Origin of the sequence: Pyrococcus woesei, assembly GCF_050496105.1 — an archaeon.
Lineage (GTDB): Archaea > Methanobacteriota_B > Thermococci > Thermococcales > Thermococcaceae > Pyrococcus > Pyrococcus furiosus.
On record NZ_CP179867.1, the window covers coordinates 1,077,685 to 1,100,946 of the forward strand.

Annotated in this window: 22 protein-coding genes, 1 other RNA gene and 1 pseudogene; 11 read left to right on the forward strand and 13 right to left on the reverse strand. The window is 42.2% G+C overall.

Annotated features, from left to right (window positions below; all coding sequences use genetic code 11):
• Positions 1 to 66: 66 nt before the first annotated feature.
• Genes ACMFNG_RS05915 through ACMFNG_RS05925 form a run of 3 tightly spaced genes read left to right on the forward strand, consistent with a single transcriptional unit; the run spans position 67 to position 2,301 of the window.
• Entirely contained in the window at positions 67 to 570 is a 504-nt protein-coding gene (locus ACMFNG_RS05915) for a hypothetical protein (protein ID WP_011011679.1), read from the forward strand.
• 56 nt (positions 571 to 626) lie between these two features.
• Entirely contained in the window at positions 627 to 1,328 is a 702-nt protein-coding gene (locus ACMFNG_RS05920; RefSeq protein ID WP_011011522.1) for an IS6-like element ISPfu1 family transposase, read from the forward strand.
• Between the two features lie 7 nt (positions 1,329 to 1,335).
• Entirely contained in the window at positions 1,336 to 2,301 is a 966-nt protein-coding gene (locus tag ACMFNG_RS05925) for a hypothetical protein (protein WP_011011681.1), read from the forward strand.
• Position 2,302: 1 nt separating this feature from the next.
• Here the strand turns inward: ACMFNG_RS05925 and ACMFNG_RS05930 are convergent.
• From ACMFNG_RS05930 to ACMFNG_RS05950, 5 genes are all read right to left on the reverse strand, one after another.
• Positions 2,303 to 2,360, reverse strand: an RNA gene (locus ACMFNG_RS05930) — C/D box small nucleolar RNA.
• Positions 2,360 to 5,173, reverse strand: a complete 2,814-nt coding sequence (locus tag ACMFNG_RS05935; RefSeq protein WP_430515104.1) for a helicase-related protein — start codon at positions 5,171 to 5,173, stop codon at positions 2,360 to 2,362. The genes ACMFNG_RS05930 and ACMFNG_RS05935 overlap by 1 nt, the downstream gene beginning before the upstream one ends.
• A 5-nt stretch (positions 5,174 to 5,178) precedes the next feature.
• Complete coding sequence (locus tag ACMFNG_RS05940) at positions 5,179 to 5,607, reverse strand: hypothetical protein (RefSeq protein WP_011011683.1); 429 nt, start codon at positions 5,605 to 5,607, stop codon at positions 5,179 to 5,181.
• Positions 5,607 to 8,924, reverse strand: a complete 3,318-nt coding sequence (locus ACMFNG_RS05945; protein WP_011011684.1) for an ATP-binding protein — start codon at positions 8,922 to 8,924, stop codon at positions 5,607 to 5,609. The genes ACMFNG_RS05940 and ACMFNG_RS05945 overlap by 1 nt, the downstream gene beginning before the upstream one ends.
• Before the next feature lie 169 nt (positions 8,925 to 9,093).
• Positions 9,094 to 11,904 carry a DUF1156 domain-containing protein gene (locus ACMFNG_RS05950; protein WP_430515261.1) on the reverse strand — a complete coding sequence of 937 codons (2,811 nt, stop codon included), beginning with the start codon at positions 11,902 to 11,904 and terminating at the stop codon, positions 9,094 to 9,096.
• A 59-nt stretch (positions 11,905 to 11,963) separates the two neighbouring features.
• Between ACMFNG_RS05950 and ACMFNG_RS05955 the strand changes: the two genes are divergently transcribed.
• Positions 11,964 to 12,389: a DUF365 domain-containing protein gene (locus tag ACMFNG_RS05955; protein WP_011011687.1), complete on the forward strand. Its 426-nt coding sequence runs from the start codon at positions 11,964 to 11,966 to the stop codon at positions 12,387 to 12,389.
• On the opposite strand, the gene ACMFNG_RS05960 is transcribed toward ACMFNG_RS05955, so the two are convergent.
• Together ACMFNG_RS05960 and ACMFNG_RS05965 are read right to left on the reverse strand one after the other, a co-directional pair.
• The gene (locus ACMFNG_RS05960; protein WP_011011688.1) at positions 12,370 to 12,786 is read right to left on the reverse strand and encodes a hypothetical protein; all 417 of its coding nucleotides are present in this window, start codon (positions 12,784 to 12,786) and stop codon (positions 12,370 to 12,372) included. The genes ACMFNG_RS05955 and ACMFNG_RS05960 overlap by 20 nt on opposite strands.
• Before the next feature lie 26 nt (positions 12,787 to 12,812).
• Entirely contained in the window at positions 12,813 to 13,529 is a 717-nt protein-coding gene (locus tag ACMFNG_RS05965; RefSeq protein ID WP_223209002.1) for a hypothetical protein, read from the reverse strand.
• Between the two features lie 113 nt (positions 13,530 to 13,642).
• Between ACMFNG_RS05965 and ACMFNG_RS05970 the strand changes: the two genes are divergently transcribed.
• The 3 genes from ACMFNG_RS05970 to ACMFNG_RS05980 all read left to right on the forward strand — a co-directional run bounded on the left by ACMFNG_RS05970 (position 13,643) and on the right by ACMFNG_RS05980 (position 16,303).
• Positions 13,643 to 15,610 carry an IGHMBP2 family helicase gene (locus ACMFNG_RS05970; RefSeq protein ID WP_014835170.1) on the forward strand — a complete coding sequence of 656 codons (1,968 nt, stop codon included), beginning with the start codon at positions 13,643 to 13,645 and terminating at the stop codon, positions 15,608 to 15,610.
• A 76-nt stretch (positions 15,611 to 15,686) separates the two neighbouring features.
• On the forward strand, positions 15,687 to 15,914 hold the full coding sequence (locus ACMFNG_RS05975) for an AbrB/MazE/SpoVT family DNA-binding domain-containing protein (RefSeq protein ID WP_011011691.1): 228 nt from the start codon (positions 15,687 to 15,689) through the stop codon (positions 15,912 to 15,914).
• The gene (locus ACMFNG_RS05980; protein WP_011011692.1) at positions 15,902 to 16,303 is read left to right on the forward strand and encodes a PIN domain-containing protein; all 402 of its coding nucleotides are present in this window, start codon (positions 15,902 to 15,904) and stop codon (positions 16,301 to 16,303) included. The genes ACMFNG_RS05975 and ACMFNG_RS05980 overlap by 13 nt, the downstream gene beginning before the upstream one ends.
• A 146-nt stretch (positions 16,304 to 16,449) precedes the next feature.
• On the opposite strand, the gene ACMFNG_RS05985 is transcribed toward ACMFNG_RS05980, so the two are convergent.
• The 3 genes and pseudogenes from ACMFNG_RS05985 to ACMFNG_RS05995 form a co-directional block, all read right to left on the reverse strand.
• Positions 16,450 to 16,593, reverse strand: a complete 144-nt coding sequence (locus ACMFNG_RS05985; RefSeq protein ID WP_081420794.1) for a type I restriction endonuclease — start codon at positions 16,591 to 16,593, stop codon at positions 16,450 to 16,452.
• A 168-nt stretch (positions 16,594 to 16,761) separates the two neighbouring features.
• Positions 16,762 to 17,100 carry a PIN domain-containing protein gene (locus ACMFNG_RS05990; protein ID WP_011011693.1) on the reverse strand — a complete coding sequence of 113 codons (339 nt, stop codon included), beginning with the start codon at positions 17,098 to 17,100 and terminating at the stop codon, positions 16,762 to 16,764.
• Positions 17,087 to 17,279, reverse strand: a pseudogene (locus ACMFNG_RS05995) (antitoxin AF2212-like protein). The gene ACMFNG_RS05990 and the pseudogene ACMFNG_RS05995 overlap by 14 nt, the downstream one beginning before the upstream one ends.
• Before the next feature lie 110 nt (positions 17,280 to 17,389).
• Between ACMFNG_RS05995 and ACMFNG_RS06000 the strand changes: the two are divergent.
• The 4 genes from ACMFNG_RS06000 (at position 17,390) to ACMFNG_RS06015 (ending at position 20,890) form a co-directional block, all read left to right on the forward strand.
• On the forward strand, positions 17,390 to 18,241 hold the full coding sequence (locus ACMFNG_RS06000) for an ABC transporter ATP-binding protein (protein WP_011011695.1): 852 nt from the start codon (positions 17,390 to 17,392) through the stop codon (positions 18,239 to 18,241).
• Positions 18,238 to 18,939, forward strand: a complete 702-nt coding sequence (locus tag ACMFNG_RS06005) for a hypothetical protein (RefSeq protein WP_011011696.1) — start codon at positions 18,238 to 18,240, stop codon at positions 18,937 to 18,939. Before ACMFNG_RS06000 ends, ACMFNG_RS06005 begins: the two co-directional genes overlap by 4 nt.
• On the forward strand, positions 18,936 to 19,628 hold the full coding sequence (locus tag ACMFNG_RS06010; RefSeq protein WP_011011697.1) for a permease: 693 nt from the start codon (positions 18,936 to 18,938) through the stop codon (positions 19,626 to 19,628). The genes ACMFNG_RS06005 and ACMFNG_RS06010 overlap by 4 nt, the downstream gene beginning before the upstream one ends.
• 260 nt (positions 19,629 to 19,888) lie before the next feature.
• Positions 19,889 to 20,890: a hypothetical protein gene (locus ACMFNG_RS06015; RefSeq protein WP_011011698.1), complete on the forward strand. Its 1,002-nt coding sequence runs from the start codon at positions 19,889 to 19,891 to the stop codon at positions 20,888 to 20,890.
• Between the two features lie 232 nt (positions 20,891 to 21,122).
• On the opposite strand, the gene ACMFNG_RS06020 is transcribed toward ACMFNG_RS06015, so the two are convergent.
• The 3 genes from ACMFNG_RS06020 to ACMFNG_RS06030 all read right to left on the reverse strand — a co-directional run bounded on the left by ACMFNG_RS06020 (position 21,123) and on the right by ACMFNG_RS06030 (position 23,234).
• Complete coding sequence (locus tag ACMFNG_RS06020; RefSeq protein ID WP_430515105.1) at positions 21,123 to 21,824, reverse strand: hypothetical protein; 702 nt, start codon at positions 21,822 to 21,824, stop codon at positions 21,123 to 21,125.
• Positions 21,791 to 22,492, reverse strand: coding sequence for an IS6-like element ISPfu1 family transposase (locus tag ACMFNG_RS06025; protein WP_430515106.1), 702 nt, complete (start codon positions 22,490 to 22,492; stop codon positions 21,791 to 21,793). Before ACMFNG_RS06025 ends, ACMFNG_RS06020 begins: the two co-directional genes overlap by 34 nt.
• Positions 22,493 to 22,553: 61 nt before the next feature.
• Positions 22,554 to 23,234 (reverse strand): hypothetical protein, encoded by a 681-nt coding sequence (locus ACMFNG_RS06030; RefSeq protein WP_430515107.1) that lies wholly within the window; start codon positions 23,232 to 23,234, stop codon positions 22,554 to 22,556.
• Between the last annotated feature and the right edge of the window lie 28 nt (positions 23,235 to 23,262).

The window sequence follows — 23,262 nt, forward strand, 5'->3', positions numbered from 1 at the left end:
AATTTAACTCTATCGGAAAGTATTTAAGAGCTATTATAACAATAGTTAGTTATGAGGTGAATTACCATGACGCCCATGGAGACATCTAATGAGCAAATTTATAATATCTATCTTCCTAAGGTAGCAGAAGAGTCTCCTATCGATTCTTTAGAAAAAATTGAACCTGTTGGTAAGATTAGAAATTACATCGACATAAGTTTTGAAGGTATCAAGCGGGTCGAAAATGGAGTCTCAGCATTTTATCCCATGGCAATCTTTGGATACTATGGGAGCGGAAAAACATTCTTTGTGAGAAAGCTATCGGAGAAGATAGTGAAAGAGTTGGAAAGAACTATACCTTTGCACTTTTATCTAGGACAGACATCTTATTTCGACTTGATTAAATTTGTGGACGAACTGATAGAAAGTATAGAGGTCTTTATTGAAAGAGGAGACAAAACTAAGGCAACGATAAGTGGATATAATCCAGAAAAGTGGATGAAGTATCTAGAGGTTTTAAAAGCAGCTAGAGAGAAAATTTCTAATGAGGAGGCAGAAAAAAGCAATGTGGAAGCGATACTGTTAGGATAAGCTGTGGGGTGTCAGGTTTAAGTTACTGGCAGTACTTTAGAAAAAGAAGGGGGAACATGAAGTCTGAAACCATTATTTACTGGGTGGTTTCAGCCTTAAAACCCTTTCGTCGCAACAAAATCCCACCAGAAAAGAAAATCAGGGGAGTAGAATTATACCTGCGAGGCCTCAGTTACCGGCAAACCGCCAGAATACTCAAAATCAGTCACGTAACAGTCTGGGAGGCAGTCCAAAAACTCGCAGAAGCAGTTTACAAGCCAAAAATCCTCGCAGTCAAAAAACAGCGAAACTTCATCGCAGTTGACGAAACAGTAATAAAAATCAACGGGAAGAAAAGATACCTCTGGGCTGCAATTGACGTTGAGAGCAAGGAAGTTTTAGCAGTCTGGATTACGACTGTTAGAAACTGGTGGGTTGCCAGGGATTTCATTCTGGTTGTTTTAAAGTCGTGTGAAGGGCAGCCTGTCTTTCTGGTTGACAGGGCGAGCTGGTATAAGTCTGCTTTTAAGAGTTTGAGGTTGGGTTATCTGCATGTGACTTTCGGGCCGAGGAACAGTGTTGAGCGCTGGTTTAGGACGTTGAAGGAGAGGACGAAGCGTTTCTGGAATAATTTCAGGGGTAAAGACTGGAGGAGGGTTCATAGGTTTGTTTTTCTGTTTGCCTTCTGGTATAATTTTGTCAGAATTCATTCTAGTTTTGGTGATCCGCCTGGTGATGTTACTGAATGGCTTCAGGAGGTGATGCCCCAGTTATCCTAACAGTATCGTGGAAGCATTCATAAAATTCTTAAATGAGATTAACCATGCTGGGTACTATCCCTTTGTATTCTTCGATGAATTTGAAACAGTCTGGATTGGTGGAGTCCTCCAAGATGATAGGAGCTATAGGGTTTTTGTAGACTTTTCCAGTAGATTATTCGAGATGATAAGAGGAAAGGCGTACTCTGGAGGAATATGCTTTGTTCTAACGAAACCAGTTAGAGAACTTATTAGAGAGGCAGCCTCCATGAATCCTAGACTGGTAAGAGAACTTAACGAGGCCTTCGGAACAAGTCTTGTAGATTATCCAGAGATGTATCCGTTAGAGAGAGAACCAGCCAGAGAAACTTTGAATATATTTAACATTAATTGGAGTTATGAGGATCTTGAACTATTGTCTAAAAAGTACAACCTAGTAATTCATGAGGATATTCTAATGGCAATTTCAAGAGTTCTCCCAACTCCAAGAGCCGTTATAAATATCTACTACAAGCTATTAGCAATTAACAGGAGTAATATAACATCCCCGACGATTTTTGGAAAACTAGCGGAGGACAAACTAGACATATTCATAAATAAAGTAATCTCAGAATTTGTTGCTCCAAATTCAAAATGGCACTTAATATTCAAAACGCTAGTTGAGAATGGCATCCTCTATGTCTACTCAAGAGATTGGGAGACAATTAAGAAAATAGCCGCCCTACTTGAAGTTTCAGCTTCCGATGAAAAGAAGCTTGTACAAAAGGTCAAAAACTACCTCAATAAATTAAGAGATTTAGGTCTATACGAGTATAACAAACCGTATTCAACTTATCTAATCTCTCCAGATGTGCTAGCGTTCCTTCTAGGAATTGAAAAATTACCAGATGGAAGAAAAGCAAACGAAGACACACTAAAATTGAAAGTAAAAGCAAAGATAGAAGAAAGAAAAAAGAAAAAGCAGATGTATAGAGAGAGTAAAGTGATATCTTAAAGACTCAGCGATGGGCCAGCTTCATCACCGCTCAGTCGGGGCTAATCTACATCATCGCCTAGCTTAACTTAAGTAAATGCCTATCTTTCTTCTTTATCTCAATGTTGATATTAACCTCAACATCTTCCCCATTCTTAACCACGAATACTCTTCTATCCTGGGAAAATGGTTTGTAAATTTTTACAATTACGGGGTCTTTGGCAATGTTCGAGACTATGTATATCCAGTACTTATCTTCATTTTTTTGTGCGAACTCAAATTCCTTTTCCGTTAACTCCGCAAGTAGGAGCATTGGATAGTGGCCTTTGACCTCTATGTACTTCTCTTCACCATCTGTAAAGGCCCTCATGTCATAGTGCTCCCTTAAAGATACGTCCTCAACGTTATATCCTCTGCTCTTCTCTAGCTCCATGACTATTTCCATGGCCTTCTTTTCACTCTCAAGGATTTTATCCAGAGGAACAAAGTTCCTTTCGAAGATCTTGAGGTATTCGTTGGTAGGTAGTTCTATTTTTGTGGAATCTAACCCTAGAACTTCCATAATCTCAGGGGGAACTCTCTTGATGACTTCGAATTCTTCTTCACTTATCCCCTTTACCTCGAGGGCTTTCTTTATTTCAACCTTAAGCCTCTTGAAGATTTTACCTTCTTTGATGTTTAAGCTATCGTATTCCAGATACTTCTTCACGATTAAATTGTATATGTTGTCCATAACTAGCGTCTTAACTTTATAGTCCACCTCTTCACTTGCCCCTCTAACGACCTTGTACTCTTTGGATAGTACCTCACTAATCCTCTTGAGTAAGTTGAATCCAACAAGGTACTTTCCGTTCTCAGCAAGAATTGGATATCTATAAATTTCTCTCCCATCTTCGTCGTAGAATATGGCATAGTACACATCCATAGAGCCATCATAGCCCTTAACTAATACTCTAATTCCCTCAATCCCCTCGGCTTCTCTTAAAAGTCCTCTCACCAAGCGGAACGGATTTGGAACGTTCCTATTAACGATTTTCTTTAATACTTCCACATCAGGAGTGTCCTCTAAAATTATCTCGAGCTCTCTCCTTATGCTTCCCGCAGGATTTACAGGAACTGCTCCCTCCACTTTCTGCTTTAGGATTCTGAGAGTCCTAACTAGAGCCCCGGCATAGCCCTTGAGTTCTCCCTTAATTGAGGCTAGGATAAGCTCATACTCTGAGACTTCTCTATTTTCTTCCTCGGCACCTTCATTCCATAGATTTTCAAAGTCTCCTTCAAATATTGGCCTTCCAATAATGGGTCCACTTCCCACGGCTTCCTTTATGTTCATAATCTTTCTATAGAGGTTGTTTAGAACATCCAAGTCCGTTTCCGTTGCAAGAAATATGGTATATGCTTTGGTTTCTCTCGTTTGGTTGAGCCTCCATATTCTTCCCACCCTCTGTTCGAGCTTTATTGGGCTCCAGGGGGCCTCGTAGTTTATTACAACACTTGCAACGTGCAGGTTAAGTCCTTCGGATGCAACATCCGTAGAGACTAATAGGTTAGCCCTTTCATGAAACTTGTTGATTTCCCTCTCTATTTCCTCAGATTTCATGCCCCCATGAAGTTTTGCAATGTCATCTTTTTCCAAAACAATGCCGTGCTTTCTCCTTAGGATATCTGGTAACCTCTCAAGTACGTATTCGAGGGTATCTCTAAATTCCGTGAATATTATGACCTTTTCGCCGTTCCTAATGTGATAAGCAACTATATCGGATATAACCTCAAGCTTGCTATCCTTGCTGCCAATTTTCTTTCCAAGCTCGAGAACTCTTCTAAGCCTTTCGAGTTGCTCTTCAGTTAAGAATCCCCTATATTCATCTATTATTTTGTGTATCGCATCATCTATCTCGTTAAATTCTTCTATTTCCAATTCCTCATACCCCATTCTAAAGATCTTTTCAATGTATGATTCAACGCCTCTGGCTCTTTCTTGCCCACTTATATAAGCGCTTTCAACGATCCTGGTTAGGGTTTTTAGAGCCGCTTCGTAGCTGGACGAGGCTCTCTTCCTAATGATTACTGCAAGAAGAGTTAAGGGAGAGTAATCAGCTTGATCCTTAATCAGCTCGAATAGCGCTCTATTTAACTCTTCAAAGAACTCCCTCTCCTCTCTGCTAACTTCTACCACGACAGCCCCAAAGTGACACTTCTTGAACACTTCTCCTTCAAGTTCGTTGACAACCTTCTTAGTTCGCCTTAGTACCAATGTCCCTCTTGACTTCATGTAGATCTTCCTTTCGTGCATTGGGGATATTTCCTCTGGTATAGTTGGGTCGAGGAGCCTAAGCCTCGCAAGGTAATCTCTATTGTTTCCCCTGTGGGGGGTTGCTGAAAGGAATATAACGTTCAAATCCTTGTTCTTGGTTAGTTCTTTTAAGAACTCATATCTCTGTGTTCCCAGGGTGGCGTTGTGGACTTCGTCAACTATTACTAAATCCCACTTTTGACGGAGTATTTCCTCGGTGTATCTCTTAGCTAGGTCTATTGATATTATGAAGTACTTCCTCGGCCTTTTCAACTTCCATTCAATTTCGCTACCATTCTCTATCACTTCCGGAGCTTCCTCTAAGATCCTCTTTACTTCTTCCCTCCACTGCTCCCTCAGAACTTTTGGAACGACTATCAAGGCTTTCTCAATCTCTCCCCTAAAATCGAGGTACTTGGCTATTAAAAGAGCTTGAATGGTCTTTCCGAGACCTATCTCATCAGCTATCATTAGCCTCACTGGCCTCATGAGCATGGCATGATAGAGGGTCTGGAACTGATGCTTGAAAGGAATGATGCCTTTATCAGAATAGGAATAAACAAAAAGGTGGGGGTTGTGGAGGATAACGTCCCTAAACAACCCTTTCAAATCATTTCAACCTCCATAAACCTTCTTGCTAGGAACATAAGCTTTCTCATGTTCTTGTACTTCCAATAGGCGTTTCTGAACTTCGAGGCCCAATACCTTAACTCAATGGGCTCCATCTCAAGAACCCTTTCCTCAAGCCTTCTCCAATCTCCTGGGTTTCTAAGAACGCCCATGACCACTCCATAGACCATTGCCCTTAGATAGGCATAGTCATCTTCAGTTATCATTCTCCTCTTCTTTACCTCAAACCCTAGCCCCTTGGCAAAGTCTGAATACTCTGGGAGAAATACTCTGGCCTTTGCTTCCACTCTCCCTAGTGTGCCGTCTTCAAAAATAGGATAAAATTCGGCGAGCTTCTGCTCCCTATTCACGGCAAGTTGCGCGGGCTTAATGTACTTCAGTTTTATGAGGTACTTCATCCCCATTAGCTCTCCCTCCTTTTGAGCCTAAACCTTACCTTTCCAAATAGTGGCCTCAGCTTCTCGATCACCAGGTCGTTTATTACAACTTCTTCGCTCGCGACAACATCAACATTGAGAGCTGGGTTGCTCTCAAAGAACTCCTTCATTTCCTTTACTATGTGCTTGAAAATCTCCAAGTCAACGTCCTGGAACTCGGTTCTCCATAGTGGTTCCTCAAATTCAAGGCTTCCACTGGCACTTCCTTTGAACTCTATCCTGTCTAGAGAGTCCACGTCTTTAATGGAGTGAACTGAGAGTAGTATATATCCCTTGTGCTCTTCCTTTATCTCTTTAACTTCTATGACATCCTCTAACTTTGGAATTAGAAGTATTTTTGCCTCGGCTTCCTTTCCTTTGTTGCTCTTCCCTTTTATGATGACTTCCCTCTTAACCCTTGGAATCTTAGCTCTCCACTTAACCTTGGCTTCCTCTCCTCTAAGCTCAACTTCCTCAACTTCCAGCTCTCCAAAGCTCGAAGATAGGGACACTGTGAATTCGTCATCGCTTATCGGCTTCACAGTTACTTCAACTTCAATCTCTTCTCCCGGCTTGCCCGTTATGCTTGCCCTACTGACACTTATCTCGAATTCTCCCTCCATGACTTTCTTTTGTTCTCTCTTTTCTACTATGTATCCCCAAAGTATTCTGTCCAGATCTTCTTTTACTTCACATTCCTCACTAACTATGCTCCTCAATGGTATCGTGAGATTCTCCTCTGGTATGTAAATCTCATACCAAACTTTAATCCAGTACTTCTCACCGCCTTTTTCCACAATGAGGTCTTTTTCTTCATTTAGCAGGGAGCACAACTGCCTCTGAAGTGCTATTTCCCTGGGGAGTATTAAGTCTCTCACCTCTATATTGGCTGGTGGATGCCCTTTCTCCTCTTCGCTTGGTATCTCTTTGTAGACTTTTTTGAAGAAAATCCTTCCATCTCTCTCTATTCCCACCTTAAGCTCTTCTACTGCCCTCCTTATAATTTCAGTTAGCGCCTTATCAGCGATCATTGGTAGCTTTGGATTCGTCTTGAACACATTTCTCAGCTCTGAGAATGGATATCCCTTTCCTGGGAAGTCTATTCCAACCTCTGCAAGAATATCTCTAAGCCACTCAAAGTCAGCCTCTTCATCTACCACTATCTTGCCCTTAGATACGAGGGCCGAGTATACGTTCTCAACGACTGACCTTGAGGATGGAGTTGCATCTATTATCTTTACCTCCTCACCCTCTGGGTAAGCAACGCGCCTGAATGAAGTTATTAATTGATTCTCCAAATCTTCGAGGGCTTTTTCCCTAATCTCCCTTACCATATTTCTCTGTATCTCCTCGACTTCTCTGCCGTACCTTCCATATGTAGACCTTATCTCTCTCATTACCTCATCGCAGGCCATAACCCTTGCAGTGAGTTCTATTAGCGCATCCAGTGAGTTTTCGACTAAGTAACAGATAACTACAGTGTTCCTGAACGTTCTTGCCGAGGTGTTCTCGAAGAATATCAGCCTTTCTAGGGTATCCTTACTTACGTCATCCCTAACGATAACCTCAAGCTTGTACTCTGGAGTGTCCCTAAGCTCTTGAGGATCTTTGGTAACTATTATCATGTTCTTCTTGAAGAATGGTATCTCTCCGCTAGAAGACCTTCCCCTTAAGCTTCTTCCCTCTCTAATGAATTTATCGGCGTAGTTGACAAGGGAACGCCAAGCATCTCCATAGCTAGTTTCAATTAGCTCCCTTGTTTTACTCTCCACTAGCTTGTTCACATTTGCTATCCTCCAGAACCAGAAGGTCTTGTCCTTCTTTGCAAGGTACATGAACTTCACGCTTTTTCCTATCTCTTCTACGGTGTCCCTGATATCTGCTGGTAGCCAATTGTTCCTCTCAAATGTATCTGGCTCGTAAACTCCCCTAGCAATGCTCTCTGGCACTGGAAATCCTGGGAGTGGAGTTGGGCTGTCAAACGGGTAAGTCTTTAGGAATATGTACTTCAATATTATTTTCGCTAACTCTGGATTTGACAATCCTTTAACTTTCTCTTCGTTGATATCAGCTTCCAAGACTGCTTTGTAGTCTGCAAATGTTGTGCTCTTTCCAAAGAGAAGCCCTTTTATTGCCTCATCTTCTAGGTCTATGTGGTATGGCATTATTATCCCAGGAGGGTCGTTGATGAGCTTTCTCACAACTATCCTCGTAATCTTTATGAGATCTCTCGTCCTCTGGAGGCCAGTTCTCTCTATTATGTTTCTCAGCACCTCTATGTACTCTGGATGGAAGGGATAGCTAACTTCAAGAGCCTCAAAAAGGCCCGAGGCCATTCCGAATATTTCCCTGTTGCTCATGACTTCCCTCAACTTCAGCAAGATTCTGGTCTTCTCCTCCTCATCTATCCTCTTGAATATCCTCTTCTTCAAAACCCCAATGAGCTCGTTTTCCCTCCCCTCAGTCCTCATTGGGGAGTAGAGGTTATGTCCGGCTACCTTTGTTACAGCACTCCAGATGCTGTTGACGGTCTTCCTGTCGTATAGTTCCTCAACCTTTCCTTCCCCTTCCATTGGTAGGGTTAGTATCATAATGCTCCTAGTAACGGTTAACGCTTTCGCCAAGTTGTGGAGGAAATTAGCGACGTTCTCTGCGTAATTTCTATCATCCTCATTGGCGCTCCTTGAGAGAGTGTAAACGTGGTGGGCAATCTCATCAATGAGCAAGAGGACATTTTCATCTTGGAAGAGCTTTACCAACTCCTCTATCGGGGGAACAGTCAAGTTCCTGTCATAATCTTCCACGAGCTCGTACTTACCCAGGGAATTTGCTATGTATCCCCAAACGGTTCTAATCTTTCCGTTGAGCGGTTTGCTTGGCTGTCCAATGTTTGTTTGGCCATGCACGATTATTATCCTAGCCTTAACGTTTTCGGCTAGATAGCTTAACTCTTCCAATTTTTCTTTGATTTCTTTTCTCTGCCCTTCCAACACTTCTCTTTCTCTAAGCGCTCCTGGGTTCCTTAAAGCGTGGTACACGCTCAGTAGAGTGTGACTCTTACCTCCACCGAATAAAGAGTAGATTAGGATGACATTGTTCCTTTCCTCTCCCCTTAGCGTCTTTATCACTTTCTCTAAAATGTCAACTATTGAGGATGTGAAGTAAGTTCTCTTGAAGAACTCAACTGAATCGAGGTAAATATTGGGTGCGTTTCCCTCCACTACTTTGTACAATTCGGGGGCCACTTCCTCATCAAGCCTTTCATCCAAAACGTCTTCCCAAACTTCATGCTTTCCAAACTTCATAACATTTCACCCCTAACGGCCTTGATAAGCCTGTCCATTAGGATGACCTCATAAAGGCCATCTTTCTCCAATCTTTTCATGATCTCCCTCTCGTCTTTAATTCCCAGGGCGATAGAATAGACGTTCTTATAGTATGAAGCTACGAGCCTTGCTATGGCTATGGCTTCTTCTACCTCTGTTGGATGGTTTTCTTGAGTTCCTCCTTTATTTCCTTAACCCTTGAAGCTCCCAGGAGTGAAGCATGCTCAAGTACGTGAAGAACATCTATTGCATTCCTATACTTTTCTGCATCCCTCTCCTTAATGAACTTCTGAAGTTCCCTAGTATCTAGGGCCTTCTTACCCAAAAGGTCGGGAGAGTATAGCGTAAGCTCACCATTTACCTTCTTTAAGATTTCAAGCTTTAGCAGGCTTGAAGAATCTACGGCCGTAGCTAGGGTTAGTAGTATTATATCGTTCGGCGAAACCTTTGCGTTCCCAAAGAGCACCTTATAAGCTGTGTAGAATATCCCCTCTCTTGAGAGCATTTCAGCTTTTACATCTTCAGCTATAGCCCCAACTATTCCGTTAATCGTTGCTGGATATACATACCTCTCTAGGATTTCCCTCACGCTCAGCTCTCCCTTTGGGGATTTCACTGCTTTATACTTTGTAACTTCCGAGAGAACTGAGGCCATTACACCATAGAGGAGATCCAATCCATGGTGTCCATAGGAGAGGAACTCTTTGGCACTCTTTACTCCTACCTCAGTTAAGATCTCTTCAAGGTCACTTGCCCAAACCTCTTTCTCTTCATTCTTCTTTCTCCAAACAACTACTACTGAAGTGTCAAGGGCCATCTTTCCTCTGGCGGTGACTCTCTGAGATGACTCAGTTCCCAGGGGGAATGCTCTTGTTATCTGGAGCTTTGCTTTTCTCCATCCGGCTTCTATTAAGGTAATCCAGCTTTCCAGATCGGTGTGGGCGTAGTAGGTAACTAGTATTCCGTCATCCTTGAGGTGCTCCCTCATGGAGATGAAGGCCTGGCTGAAGAGGTTCTCAAAGTGCCGGACGGCTTTCTCCTTTTTGTTCCCATCTTCCATAAAGCGGCCCGGATTAGTGGAGACTTCTTTCTTTGCAAATTCCTGCCACTGTGTCTTGATTTCCACCCATTTGGGGCCGATTCTTTTGAAAAACGCTTCCTTGTGGAACCTTGGAACGAGTTTGCCGTTCTCAACGTCGCTCAAAGCCCTCTTGAGCCAGACATAGTAAAAGTCCGAAAGCTCTGTGTACGGGACATCGTCGGCGTAGGGTGGGTCAGTCACGATGACGTCGAACTTCTCGCCGAGGTTGAGCGAGGTAGCGTCGCCCTGGAGAACTTTAACGGAGTTTTCTGTGAAATCGGCGAGGGTTCTCTGGGAGGAAGAAAGGGCGGAGGTGAGGTAATTCAAAGCTCTAATCTGAGAACGCAGAAATCGTTTAAATGTTCCAGTCATATCGACGTTGAAATAAACATCACACCAATTCCAGTTCATGGTAATACCTCTGCTGGCAAGAGTCTGATTTGGGAATAACCATGAAATTGTCCAATGATTAGTTACAGAGTTGAAATCCATATATCTCAACATCGCCATGCTCAAATACGTCGCCACGGCCTCCGCGTACTCAAAGGCTTTCTCTTCGCTCCAGCCTTCCTTGAGCTTCTCCTCCTCGATTCTCTTACCAGTTTCCCTTATCAACCTCACGATCTTTATGAGGGTGAGAAGCTGACGGGGGTTGAAGTATTTGTCCCAAGTATCCATGCCATGTAAAAGCGTTGGGAAGTTGGCTGGAGGCTGAAGTTGATAATATGCGACTTTTTCACTCGGCACGTCCGGGTCTCCCTTCTCAAGCATCTCCCTGACTTTTTCTTTTGCCTTCCAAAGCTTCTCGTTGTCCTCCCTTGTGGCGGGCTCGAAGATCAAATCTTTGTTTTTAACCTTCACCTTCACTAGTAATCTTTGCCTCGCAAACCTTTCATCTCCTTCGTGGTACTTCTTCAAAGCGAACTTCACATAGAAGTCTACATCCCTTCCCCTGGGCTTCTCGATGTAGTGATTTCCATCCTCATCCACATACTTAATCACGTTACCACATGATAAGCAGACAAGCTGGCTCTTCCTCGCTTCTATGTTTGGCTTTGGAACTCTAAAAACAACCTTGCTTCCCTCTATTTTAACGTCCTCTTCCTTGATCTTTCCACTTTCGATGGCCTTCTTGACCTTTTCCACGTATCCCTTTCCCTCCAGGACTATTTCTCCCCTCTCCGTGCTTACCTTGGCTCTTGAAACATCTGCGAATATCTCGTTTAGGTCAATTATCCTAACCTCTCCATTGGGCTCTACCTTCATGTAGGCGAGCCTCTTGTAGCTCTTCTCATCTTTAACTCTTGCGAGCCAGAAGTTCCCTACGGCTGGAGTCCACCTTCCACAGTGGGGGCACTTAACTTCCCAGGTGCCTATGTAAACGGCTACATCATCATCGTAGAGTTCCCTAATCTCGGGGTCGTTCTTGAGTTGCTCGGTTATCCAGTTCCCCCACTTCTCCACGTCCTTAACCAATTGTCTCCCAAACTTCTTTGGATACTCAAGAACGGCCTTGAGGAAGATATATGCAGTGGGTAAGAGCTCGACTGCGGTAACATCAAGTCCTAACCTTAAACCCTCGAGTGGGATTGAGCCAAACCCAGCAAAAGGATCGAGAAGCTTCTTCCCCATAAACATTGGCTCTGGGTTAGCTTTGTGGCCTTCGCTAAGCCTTATCTTGGATTTAAACTTGTTAACATCATAATCTTCTGGGAGAAGGGAGGCCGCAATTATAGCTCTCGCCCCTATCAATGGCTTTCGTGTCCACCAGAAGACCATTTCCCAGTAAGGAGGCCTCCCTGGACCCTTCTCCTTTAGACTCATTCTATTAACTTCTTCAACTGGAAAACTAGGACTTTCAATTAATCTCCTTTCCATTACATACACCAGAAACATTTATTTTAACATAGCGTTATAAACTTATTTGGGGGAGTTTAATGAAGGCGGTGACGTTTCCAGTCCCCTGGGAGTATCTAAAGAGAATATTCGAGGGAAAAAACGTCTTTGTGAAGCCAGCAACTCTTAGGGTTGAGGAAGGAATGAAGGTTATCTTCTACGCTTCAAGGGAGAATCAAGGATGGCATGGGGAAGCTGAGGTTGAGAGGGTTGAGTACTACACAAGCGTTGAAGAGATAATCAAGAAGTACAGGGACAAGCTTTTCCTAACCCCCGAGGAACTAAGGAGGTATGAAAGGGATAGGGCCAGGTGGGATTCTGGGAGGAGAAAGAGGCCATGGATGGTCCTAGTTCTCAGGAACATCGAGAAGTATCCTAGAGTTGTGAAGCCAAAGAAGTTTATCGTTGTCTCTGGAAGGTACGTGGATGAGAAAGAGTATGAAGAGATTAGGAGAAGTACGAGCTGAAAATTTCCAAGGCAATCACCATGCCCAAAAGGCGTAGGTAGGCTTCATAAGTAGCGGAAGGATAGTACTTCAGGAGAGGGTTGTTTGGATCAGAGAGCTTTGGGAGTGCATGCTCATCTAGCTCCCTAAGCTCAAGGAGGACGTAGTTGGAGAGTAGCTCTGCATAAGGGCCTTTACCTTTTTTCTCTGCAAAAGCAAGGGCCTTCTTGTAGACCTCTTCCCTAATCCCGGTTATGTTGTAGGGTACGTCCCTCTCACTTTGAAGCCCTCCCCCAATGAAGTATGGGTGAGGAGCATTGGCCCACTCTGATTCCGTCAAGTTAAGGTATGCAAGTGCTACTGAGTAGTACCACAAGGCTAGAGATTTTTCACCTCTTTTATAGCTCTCCTCTGACATGTTTAGCCAGGCTGAGGCAAGGACTACTAAGCCGGTTTTTTGAGTTTATCTTCCTTTAAGGCCTCTTCCATCTCTATGATTTTCTTTCGGGTCTCGCTGATGTTGGAGAGGCCAAAGTTTATTCTCATATATTTATCATCTATGTGCTCCCTAATGAAGGGAATTAGATAATCTGTTGTGAGAGCTGCTCTTACTGATGTCATGTTCGGGTTCTGAGACCATCCCAAGTAAAGCTCCGCAACAGTCAACCACGGAGACTGTCCTCTTGTCTCTTCAATCTCCCTTATTTCATTTAGCAGCTTTTCTACCTCACTCAAAGCTAGGCTGACGTTTCCCTTAGTATTGTTACACTCCATTTTGTCAGCTATTAGGTAAGCAAAAGTTGGAACAAACGTGTAAATTTTAGCTGAGTAGAAGTCCTTCTCCATATCACCCATCAAAATGCTGCATTTTCTTGTACTGTTAAGCTCTGAGAAAAGGGATTTTATTCGAGGTATTAATGATTCATCCGTAGTAAGGTCGCTGAAATTTACTAGAGAAAACTGTTCCCTCATTTCTTCAATGTACTCTCTTGGGTATACATACGGGGAGGAAGGTTCCTCCTTGTCCTTTGAAAGTAACTCAGGAATTCCAATGAAGTAGGCTCCAATTAAAATGAAAACGACTACAAAGACCGCGAACTTAATATCCAGATCATCCATGCAAATGCCTCCAGTTATTCTTTGAAGTGTTAATACATACATCAACTTCTAATTATTCAATTTAAACCTTTTGTCTAGTAAATTGTTACAGTGTTAAATGAGTACCAACGACCTTATACCAAAACTTTTTGAATTGACTTTTCGAGCCGATTTTGATGAACATAAAGAGCTTCATAAACAGGCTTAAGGAGCTAGTTGAAATCGAGAGGGAAGCTGAAATAGAGGCTATGAGGTTGGAGATGAAAAGGCTTAGCGGAGTGGAGAGGGAGAGGTTAGGTAGGGCAATTCTCAGCTTAAACGGTAAAATCGTTGGTGAAGAGCTCGGTTATTTCTTGGTTAAGTACGGAAGGAATAAGGAGATAAAGACCGAGATCAGCGTTGGGGATTTGGTTGTTATAAGCAAGAGGGATCCCCTGAAGAGCGACCTCCTGGGAACTGTTGTTGAGAAGGGGAAGAGATTCATCGTCGTTGCCTTAGAAACAGTCCCAGAGTGGGCCCTTAGAGATGTGAGGATAGACCTCTACGCCAACGATATAACATTCAAGAGGTGGATCGAAAACCTCGACAGGGTTAGGAAGGCTGGAAAAAAGGCTTTAGAGTTTTACTTAGGTTTAGATGAGCCTTCCCAGGGGGAGGAAGTGAGCTTTGAACCCTTTGATAAGAGCCTAAACCCCTCTCAAAGGAAAGCGATAGCTAAGGCTTTAGGTAGTGAAGACTTCTTCCTTATCCACGGCCCCTTTGGAACTGGAAAGACGAGGACTTTAGTTGAGCTGATTAGGCAGGAGGTAAAGAGGGGGAACAAAGTTCTAGCTACAGCTGAGAGCAACGTTGCCGTGGACAATTTAGTTGAAAGATTGGCCAAAGATGGAGTTAAGATAGTTAGGGTTGGGCACCCAAGTAGGGTTTCGAGGCATTTGCACGAGACAACTTTAGCTTACCTCATTACTCAGCACGAGCTCTACGGTGAGCTTAGGGAGCTTAGGGTGATAGGGCAGAGTTTGGCAGAGAAGAGGGACACATATACAAAGCCGACTCCAAAGTTCAGGAGGGGACTGAGTGATGCTGAGATAATTAAGTTGGCCGAGAAGGGAAGAGGGGCTAGAGGACTCTCAGCTAGACTAATAAAGGAGATGGCCGAGTGGATAAAGCTAAACAGGCAGGTTCAGAAGGCCTTTGAAGATGCTAGAAAGCTTGAGGAGAGGATTGCGAGGGATATAATTAGGGAAGCCGATGTGGTTTTGACAACTAACTCTTCTGCAGCCCTTGATGTTGTTGATGCTACCGATTATGATGTTGCGATAATAGATGAAGCAACTCAGGCAACTATACCGAGCATATTAATACCTCTCAACAAGGTTGATAGGTTTATACTTGCTGGAGACCACAAGCAACTACCACCAACTATCTTAAGCTTGGAGGCCCAGGAGCTCTCCCACACGCTTTTCGAGGGTTTAATTGAGAAGTACCCATGGAAGAGCGAAATGCTGACAATTCAGTATAGGATGAATGAGAGGATAATGGAGTTTCCGAGCAGGGAGTTTTACGATGGAAGAATAGTTGCTGATGAAAGTGTAAAAAACATAACTCTGGCCGACCTGGGAATTAAAGTTAATGCTAGTGGAATATGGAGGGACATCCTAGATCCAAACAACGTCCTCGTGTTCATAGATACTTGCATGCTCGAAAATAGGTTCGAGAGGCAGAGAAGGGGAAGCGAAAGCAGGGAGAATCCCTTGGAGGCCAAGATAGTGAGCAAAATCGTTGAAAAGCTCTTGGAAAGTGGGGTTAAAGCGGAAATGATGGGAGTGATTACACCTTACGATGACCAGAGGGATTTGATAAGCTTGAATGTTCCCGAAGAAGTTGAGGTCAAGACTGTGGATGGTTACCAGGGAAGGGAGAAGGAAGTGATAATTCTATCATTTGTCCGCTCTAACAAAGCGGGAGAGATCGGCTTTCTCAAGGACTTGAGGAGGCTAAACGTGTCCTTAACTAGGGCTAAGAGGAAGCTTATCATGATTGGCGATTCCTCAACGCTTTCATCTCACGAAACCTACAGGAGGTTAATCGAGCACGTGAGGGAGAAGGGGTTATATGTTGTGCTAACGAAGGATAGCATTTGATTTCTAGGAAAGATTATTTCTTAGGAGAAATATTAATATAGTTGAAATACTAATTTACTAGCAAGGTGAACGTAAAATGCCCATTACGAAGGTTACTAGAAACTATCAGATAACAATTCCTGCAGAGATTAGAAAGGCCCTTGGAATTAAAGAAGGTGAACTGCTTGAAGTAAGGCTAGAAAATGGAAAAATAATTATAGAAAGACTCAAAAAAGAAAGAAAAACACTCAAGCTGGGTAAAAAGTTAACACTCGAAGAAATTGAGAAAGCGATAGAGGAGGGAATGAAACAATGCATGCAGTGATAGATACAAATGTTCTAATTTATGATACATTTAGCGATTCTGAGTTTCACAAAGAGTCTAGATCTCTTTTGAATTCTCTTGATAGATGGTACATTCCTTCCATAGTACTTCAGGAGTATGTGTGGTTTTTTAGAAGTCAAGGATTTTCAAGTAGAGAGGCCAAGATAATGCTCTCTGAATATATATCAGATCCAAGATTCAGAGGTCTTGTAGAAGACCACAATGTAATTCTTCGTGCCATTGACATTCTCGAAAGGGAAAACCTCTCTTTATCACGGTTTAATGATATGATAATTCTTGTTCATGCAATAGAGAAGGGTACCCTAGCAACTTTTGATCAAAAACTCAGAAAACTTGCAAGGAAGTTGAGCGTTGAAATCTTGCCATAGGGACAGGTGATGGGATTTTTCCTTACAAACACTTTCTAGCTTCCTCGTGATATCACAAACTGAAACGTCCTCAAGCCATGTAACAACTCCATTACCAACGAACTAAACGTACTTGAAAAGTTCGGGCATCTCTTTTTTCATAGCGTTTAATCTGCCTGTATTCTTCTTTCCAGTTCTTCTCTAGGCACTTCAACTTGATTTGCAACTAAAAACTCATTGTTTTCTGGGTTTTCATAATTTATGAGAATAAGTCGTTTTGGTTCACCAGTTTCTTCATCCTTAATGGGAATTCCATCCCTCCAAGTGGTCTAATATTCTGCAAGAGCCTTCAACACTAAATGGAATAGTCCGAGAAAAGTTATAGCTTCTTCCGCTTCTTTTTCACAACCTCGCAATTGTAAGTTTTTGTATTGCTTTCACTCAGTATGATTCATAAGAGAAGAAGTTATAATGATGAATCAATAACTTCGATGAAAATCAACTTTCTTAAAGTCTTCATCAAAAGTGGCTATTTCTGAATTCCGTAATATTTGCAGCTGCTCAATTGATTCCTTTGATCTTTCCATAAACCCAAGCATATCTATCCAAATGCTTTTTGAGGTTATAAACCCCTTTAATTCATCTCGAAGAGCTAAGGTAAACATAACTTTATAAGCCGTTTCAGAGAAAACGACAGGATTTATGACTAAAGTGAAACCCCTTTCAATCAACGACTTCACTAATGCCTTTGCGTTCTCGTCACCAAGGTTTAATCCTACCAGAATAGAAGAATCTAGAAAGACTTCAGAGGGATTCATAGTAAGCCTCCTTATTATAATCTATGCCTTCAACTTTCTCAATAATCACGGGAATCCAAGATTTTCTCAATCTCCTCCTCATCAATTACCTTGATGATGACCTTTGAGTGCTCTTTGAGCTTTAAATTTTTCAGAAGTTTCAAAACTCCATCCTCATAAATCGCCTCAACAATCTGCATAACACTCACTACAAAGAATTCTATTGTGAGAAAATTTGAGATTTTGGTGTACTCGGCACTACCACCTGAAGCTTAATATATTGTCTGGTGAATAAAATATTGGTGGAATTATGCCCATCATTGAGGTTAGAAACGTTAGAAAGTATTATGGTAATGTTAGAGGCGTTGAAAACCTAAGCTTCGAAGTTGAAAAAGGTGAAATCTACGGCTTCCTCGGCCCGAATGGTGCTGGAAAGACAACAACCGTGAAAATCCTCGTTAAAATTATCAAAGACTACACTGGGGAGGTTAAGGTTTTAGGCAGAGACTTAAGAAAATGGGGTAAGGACTACTACAATAAGATCGGCGTCTCCTTTGAGTTTCCAGCCCTTTATTCTCGCTTAACGGCTCTTGAAAACCTGGAGTTCTTTGCAAGTTTCTACAAGAAGCACCTTGACCCAATGGAAGTCCTTAAAATGGTTGGTCTTGATAAGGAAGCTGATCAATTAGTTGCTAACTTTTCCAAGGGAATGAAGAAGAAGCTCGACTTGGCTAGGGCCCTACTTCCAGATCCCGAGATACTCTTTCTTGATGAACCTTTGGAAGGATTAGACCCAGGGAGCGCGAGGAAGATAAAGGATTTGTTGCTTGAGATGAGGGGGAACGGGAAAACTATTTTTCTCACAACGCACAATATGTACGTTGCGGATGAGCTCTGTGATAGAGTAGCGTTCATTGTAGATGGATCAGTAAAGCTCGTTGATAGTCCGAGTGAGCTAAAGGTCAAGATGGGGAAGAGAGTCGTTAAGGTTGAATACGTTGTCAATGGAAAAGTTGAAGTAAGGGAATTCTCATTGGATGGGATAGGGCAAAACGAAGAGTTCTTCAACATTTTGAGAAATTATGAGATCAGGAGGATAAACACCGAGGAGCCAACTTTAGAGGAGATATTCCTCAAGGTAACGGGGAGGAGGCTCATATGATAAAGAACTTGATAAAGGTGAACCTAACAATTGGATTTAGGAGCTACGTTTACCCTATGTACATTCTCATAGGGGTTGCCTATGGTTTAATGCTGATGGCCTTTCCGGAGAGATATCACTCCATAGTGGTGCCAATATTCCTCCTCTTTGAGCCTGGGCTTGTGGGATTTATGTTTGTGGGTACTGAGATATTTGCGGAAAAGAAAGACGGAACTATTGGAGCTTTGGCCGTAACGCCCATTGAGTGGAGGGATTACATAATAGCCAAGCTCATCCCACTAAGCCTCCTCTCAATAGTAGGAGGAATAGCGATAATGGCAATTGGAACTAGATCCCTCTCTGGTCTGCCTTACGTTGTTGTGGGAGTTTTCCTCTGCTCAATTGTCTATACCCTCCTGGGAATAGGAATATCTGCGAAGTACTACAGTTTGGACGACTACTTCATTCCTCTCCTGGGAGTTCTTATAGTCTCACTCCTCCCATTCGCCCACTACCACGGCTATCTAACCCATCCAATCTGGAAGGTTCTCTATCTAATCCCAAGCTATCCCGCGCTCTACTTTTTCAAGGCCCCATTCGTCGAGATATCAAAAACCACTTTAGCCATTTCTGGGTTAGCTTTAATTGTTTGGTCTGGTATAGGGTATTACTTTGCTAAGTCAAGGTTTTATAAGTACGCGGTGGAGGGATTGAGATGAGTTTTTTGGCGATTTACAAGACGGATGTTAAGCTTTTGAGAAGGGATCCCATGCTCCTCTACAGCGTAATCATGGTGTTTGTCCTTCTCCTAATAGTTAGGTACTTCAAGGACAAAGTTGGAATCTACTACTATCCTTTAGCTCTCTTGACGATGCTCTTCATCCCAATGATATTTGGCATGCTCCCAGGCTTCGTAATGGCCGATGAAAAAGAAGAAAAGACCATACAGGCCTTGCAGGTGATTCCAATATCAAGTGAGGCCTTTCTAGCCTACCGCCTCACCTGGGCCTCAATAGTTACTGCAGTACTGGGCTTTGCCTCTCCCTACATCCTAGACATAGAGTTGTCTCGAAAGGGTCTTGCAATGCTGATAGTTCTTTTCGTCCTTGAGGTTTGGATATATGGATTATTAATTACAGTGTTCTCAGAGTCAAGAATGCAGGCGATAACCGTCTCTAAAGTTCTTGGCTGGTTTCTCATGTTGCCACCGCTGATAAAGCTCGTTGTGCTTTGGAGAAATCTTTCAAGGGACTGGAGTGAATTTACAGCATTCCTTCCGACCTATTGGCTCTATAAAGTGTTCGAAGGGATTTTGCAAAATGACTACAGCGATTTTTTGGTGGCCTTCATTGTGCACTTAATATGGCTAATTCCCCTAATAGCTCTATTTAAGAGAAGGGTGCTTTAAAATTACCAATCTTGTATCATGATAAAGTACATTGTTACATCCGCCTCGTCCCCTCTTGAGTCTGGGTGTTAGTATAAAAGAAATCACTAATTGAATCCAAGAATTTTGGGATACTCTCAAAGAAACTGAGGAAATTTACAAGGTCAGCCGAGAGAATACAAAAGCATAAAGGACTTTTCAATGTTAATTGAAAAAATAAAACTATAGTAAGGCGTAAAATTTAAATATGAATTTTCGTTCATAAATTTTGAGGTAATCCTATGAAGAGACCTTTGACCCTCATACTATTAGGGTTAATGCTGGGCTTGGTATTTATAGTAGGAGTTATTTTACCCCACGAGAGCAAGCATCCTTACGAATCCTTGAGACCTGCGCTGGCTTTTCCCGATGTTAGGACTTTAGAGATTGTAGATGACAAAAGCTACACATTAAATATCATCGTTTTCAATAAAAACAATGAGACACTCAGTTGGGTGATTTCTGTGAACCTTCCAGAGAAAATTAAAGAGAATGCTAGATTATTTTTCGTTGATAATGGATTTATAGTTTTGAAGGCGTTTTCTATAGCTCCAAATGCAACATTTATTGAAGTGAATTGGAGCAGTGAGATGGTCTGGCTGGAAGATGACACATTAAATTTTAACCTAACTATACCTCCCAAAAGTTATGTCATAATTCCGGTGAGTGTTGTGTTTAAAGAGTGGCCAAGCTATCCACTTGGTAAATTGCTTAATGCAAATATAACGAAGCTTGATGATTCGATATATATGGTAAGCTATGTGGCTGAAGAGGACTGTATCGTAGAGATCTGGGTTCCTAAAAAGATTGGATATAGTAAAGAGTATGGAATAAGAGTGAACGAGTATAAAAATAAGATTGAGGGAATATTTGAAAAGATAAAAAGCGAATATGGTATTTTGGTTGTAGGTAAAGAAGTTAAGAAAGCTCTGGAGATGTTTAAAAGTTATGAGGATGTTGAAGCTCCAACCGATTACTGTCTAACACAAAAAGCAGAAGGTGAAGAAATTTATTCAAAGGACTGGATGAGTTATCTGGGCGCCTCTGGTTATTACACAAGTGGTGAATACTATATAACTGTTTTTGAAGGCAAAAAAGGTTCCTTATTATTTACAGCAAATGGAACATGTGAACCAAAAGTTATCATAAAATCAACTCTAGTCAAAAATACAACATTAGCGACACTAAACATACATCCAACTGAAAGCATAACGATTATAACACAAGAGACTGTAATTGGATAAGCTCCTCTAGCCGGACTATGTGAGGAATAAGCATTGTGGAAATTGGAGTGAAGACAAATGAAAACCCAGGGAGTTCTTTAAATAGTCAGCAATTTGGGTTTCTAAGGAAGTTAATTCCCCTAATAAACCTCTTTAAGAGAAGTGTGCTTTAAAACAAAAAGAGAAGCTATTCGTCTCCTAAATCAATGGAATATGTTGGACAAAAATCACCAAAGCAAGGTGGGTTAGAGCCTTAGCCGTCATCTATCGTAGTGAAGTACATTGACACCTCTACCTTATCATTTCCACTAAGCTTGGCATCTCTTTTGAGAATTGAGGCATAATAGAGCTGATTTGGTGCTGCCTGTAAAATGCCAATGTTATAGGTTGTTAAAGAGTGGGATGTTGAGGAATATGTGAATGTTATTGAGAGCTTGCCGACTATAGGTAGTTTGCTCCATATCCAACTCGCGGCAGAACCTCCTATTGGGGTGGAATAGAATGTATATCCTACACTTCCCTGGAAATCAAACACGAGATTTGGATACATTCCCATAGAGTTTGTTCTTATAACCTTTGGCTTAGATGTCGCATCATCTGGGAAGTGGGAACTCACTAGGTAGTTCGTGAGTAGATAACCTCTGTTAAGGTCACTTTCTGTGAGCCTATATTCTCCGCTTAGCATGATCTCTATTGGATAGGTTCCGGCAATTGGGATCGTGGCGTATTGTTTTGTTAATTTGTCATAAACGGGAACGTTGTACACAACAACCACATACTTCAGAGGAAGGTTTAGGTATCTGTCCAAGTAACCATCCTTAGTCTTTATTTCCTCTTCAGGTGAATAGCTAACCCTTAAGGTGGAACCAGAGTATGACTCTCCAAAATCTATTATGGGTATTCCATCCACGCTCGATACTGTTAGGATAACTGGGGCATCACCTCCTGAAGCCATTCAGTAACATCACCAGGCGGATCACCAAAACTAGAATGAATTCTGACAAAATTATACCAGAAGGCAAACAGAAAAACAAACCTATGAACCCTCCTCCAGTCTTTACCCCTGAAATTATTCCAGAAACGCTTCGTCCTCTCCTTCAACGTCCTAAACCAGCGCTCAACACTGTTCCTCGGCCCGAAAGTCACATGCAGATAACCCAACCTCAAACTCTTAAAAGCAGACTTATACCAGCTCGCCCTGTCAACCAGAAAGACAGGCTGCCCTTCACACGACTTTAAAACAACTAGAATGAAGTCCCTGGCAATCCACCAGTTTCTAACAGTCGTAATCCAGACTGCTAAAACTTCCTTGCTCTCAACGTCAATTGCAGCCCAGAGGTATCTTTTCTTCCCGTTGATTTTTATTACTGTTTCGTCAACTGCGATGAAGTTTCGCTGTTTTTTGACTGCGAGGATTTTTGGCTTGTAAACTGCTTCTGCGAGTTTTTGGACTGCCTCCCAGACTGTTACGTGACTGATTTTGAGTATTCTGGCGGTTTGCCGGTAACTGAGGCCTCGCAGGTATAATTCTACTCCCCTGATTTTCTTTTCTGGTGGGATTTTGTTGCGACGAAAGGGTTTTAAGGCTGAAACCACCCAGTAAATAATGGTTTCAGACTTCATGTTCCCCCTTCTTTTTCTAAAGTACTGCCAGTAACTTAAACCTGACACCCCACAGCTTATCCTAACAGTATCCCACGCTCAGAGTCCACATTGATTTCATATTCGTGGTGAGCTGAATTCCCCAGGCGATGCTAATTGATTTTATCTCTTTGTATCCCTCACTCCTAACTTTCACACCCATAAATGGAACCCATTCAATGAAAGTTCTTGAGTCTGCATAATAAGAATCCTTTAGGTACTCCCAATTTTCAATTATACAGTACCTATAGTTTAACTCTTCATAACCTTGTGGACAAGAAGAAGTTCCTAAGAACGAGCGAACCTTGTACTTTATTCTTGCTATAAAAGGAATCTTTAAATCTGGCTTTTGTGAAGGCTCCGCAACATCTTCTATGGGGAACATGCCCTCAAGTATTATTTGCTCCCCAGGTTTGAAGCTTTTCACTCCAATTTTCCCATCTTCAGTGAAGTATATTATTAGGGGTGTTGGGACCGCACTGAGGTTCTTGGTGGCGAGTGCTTCTCTCCACTCTTTGCTCTCAGTCTTTAAGCTTACAATTCCTCCCAGGTGCCCCTGTTTTAGGAGTTTTATTCCCCCTTCTGGCAACGGTTGGAAGATAAATACCTTTGCTCTTCCTTGAAAGTACGCTCGTTCAATGTCCATGAAATTCTCCATTGCTATACTACTTACAGATGCAAGTGTTACTAATGCTAGTATAATAGCTATTGTTCTGAGCTTCATGATATCACCTCTTTTATTTTGTGTCGTA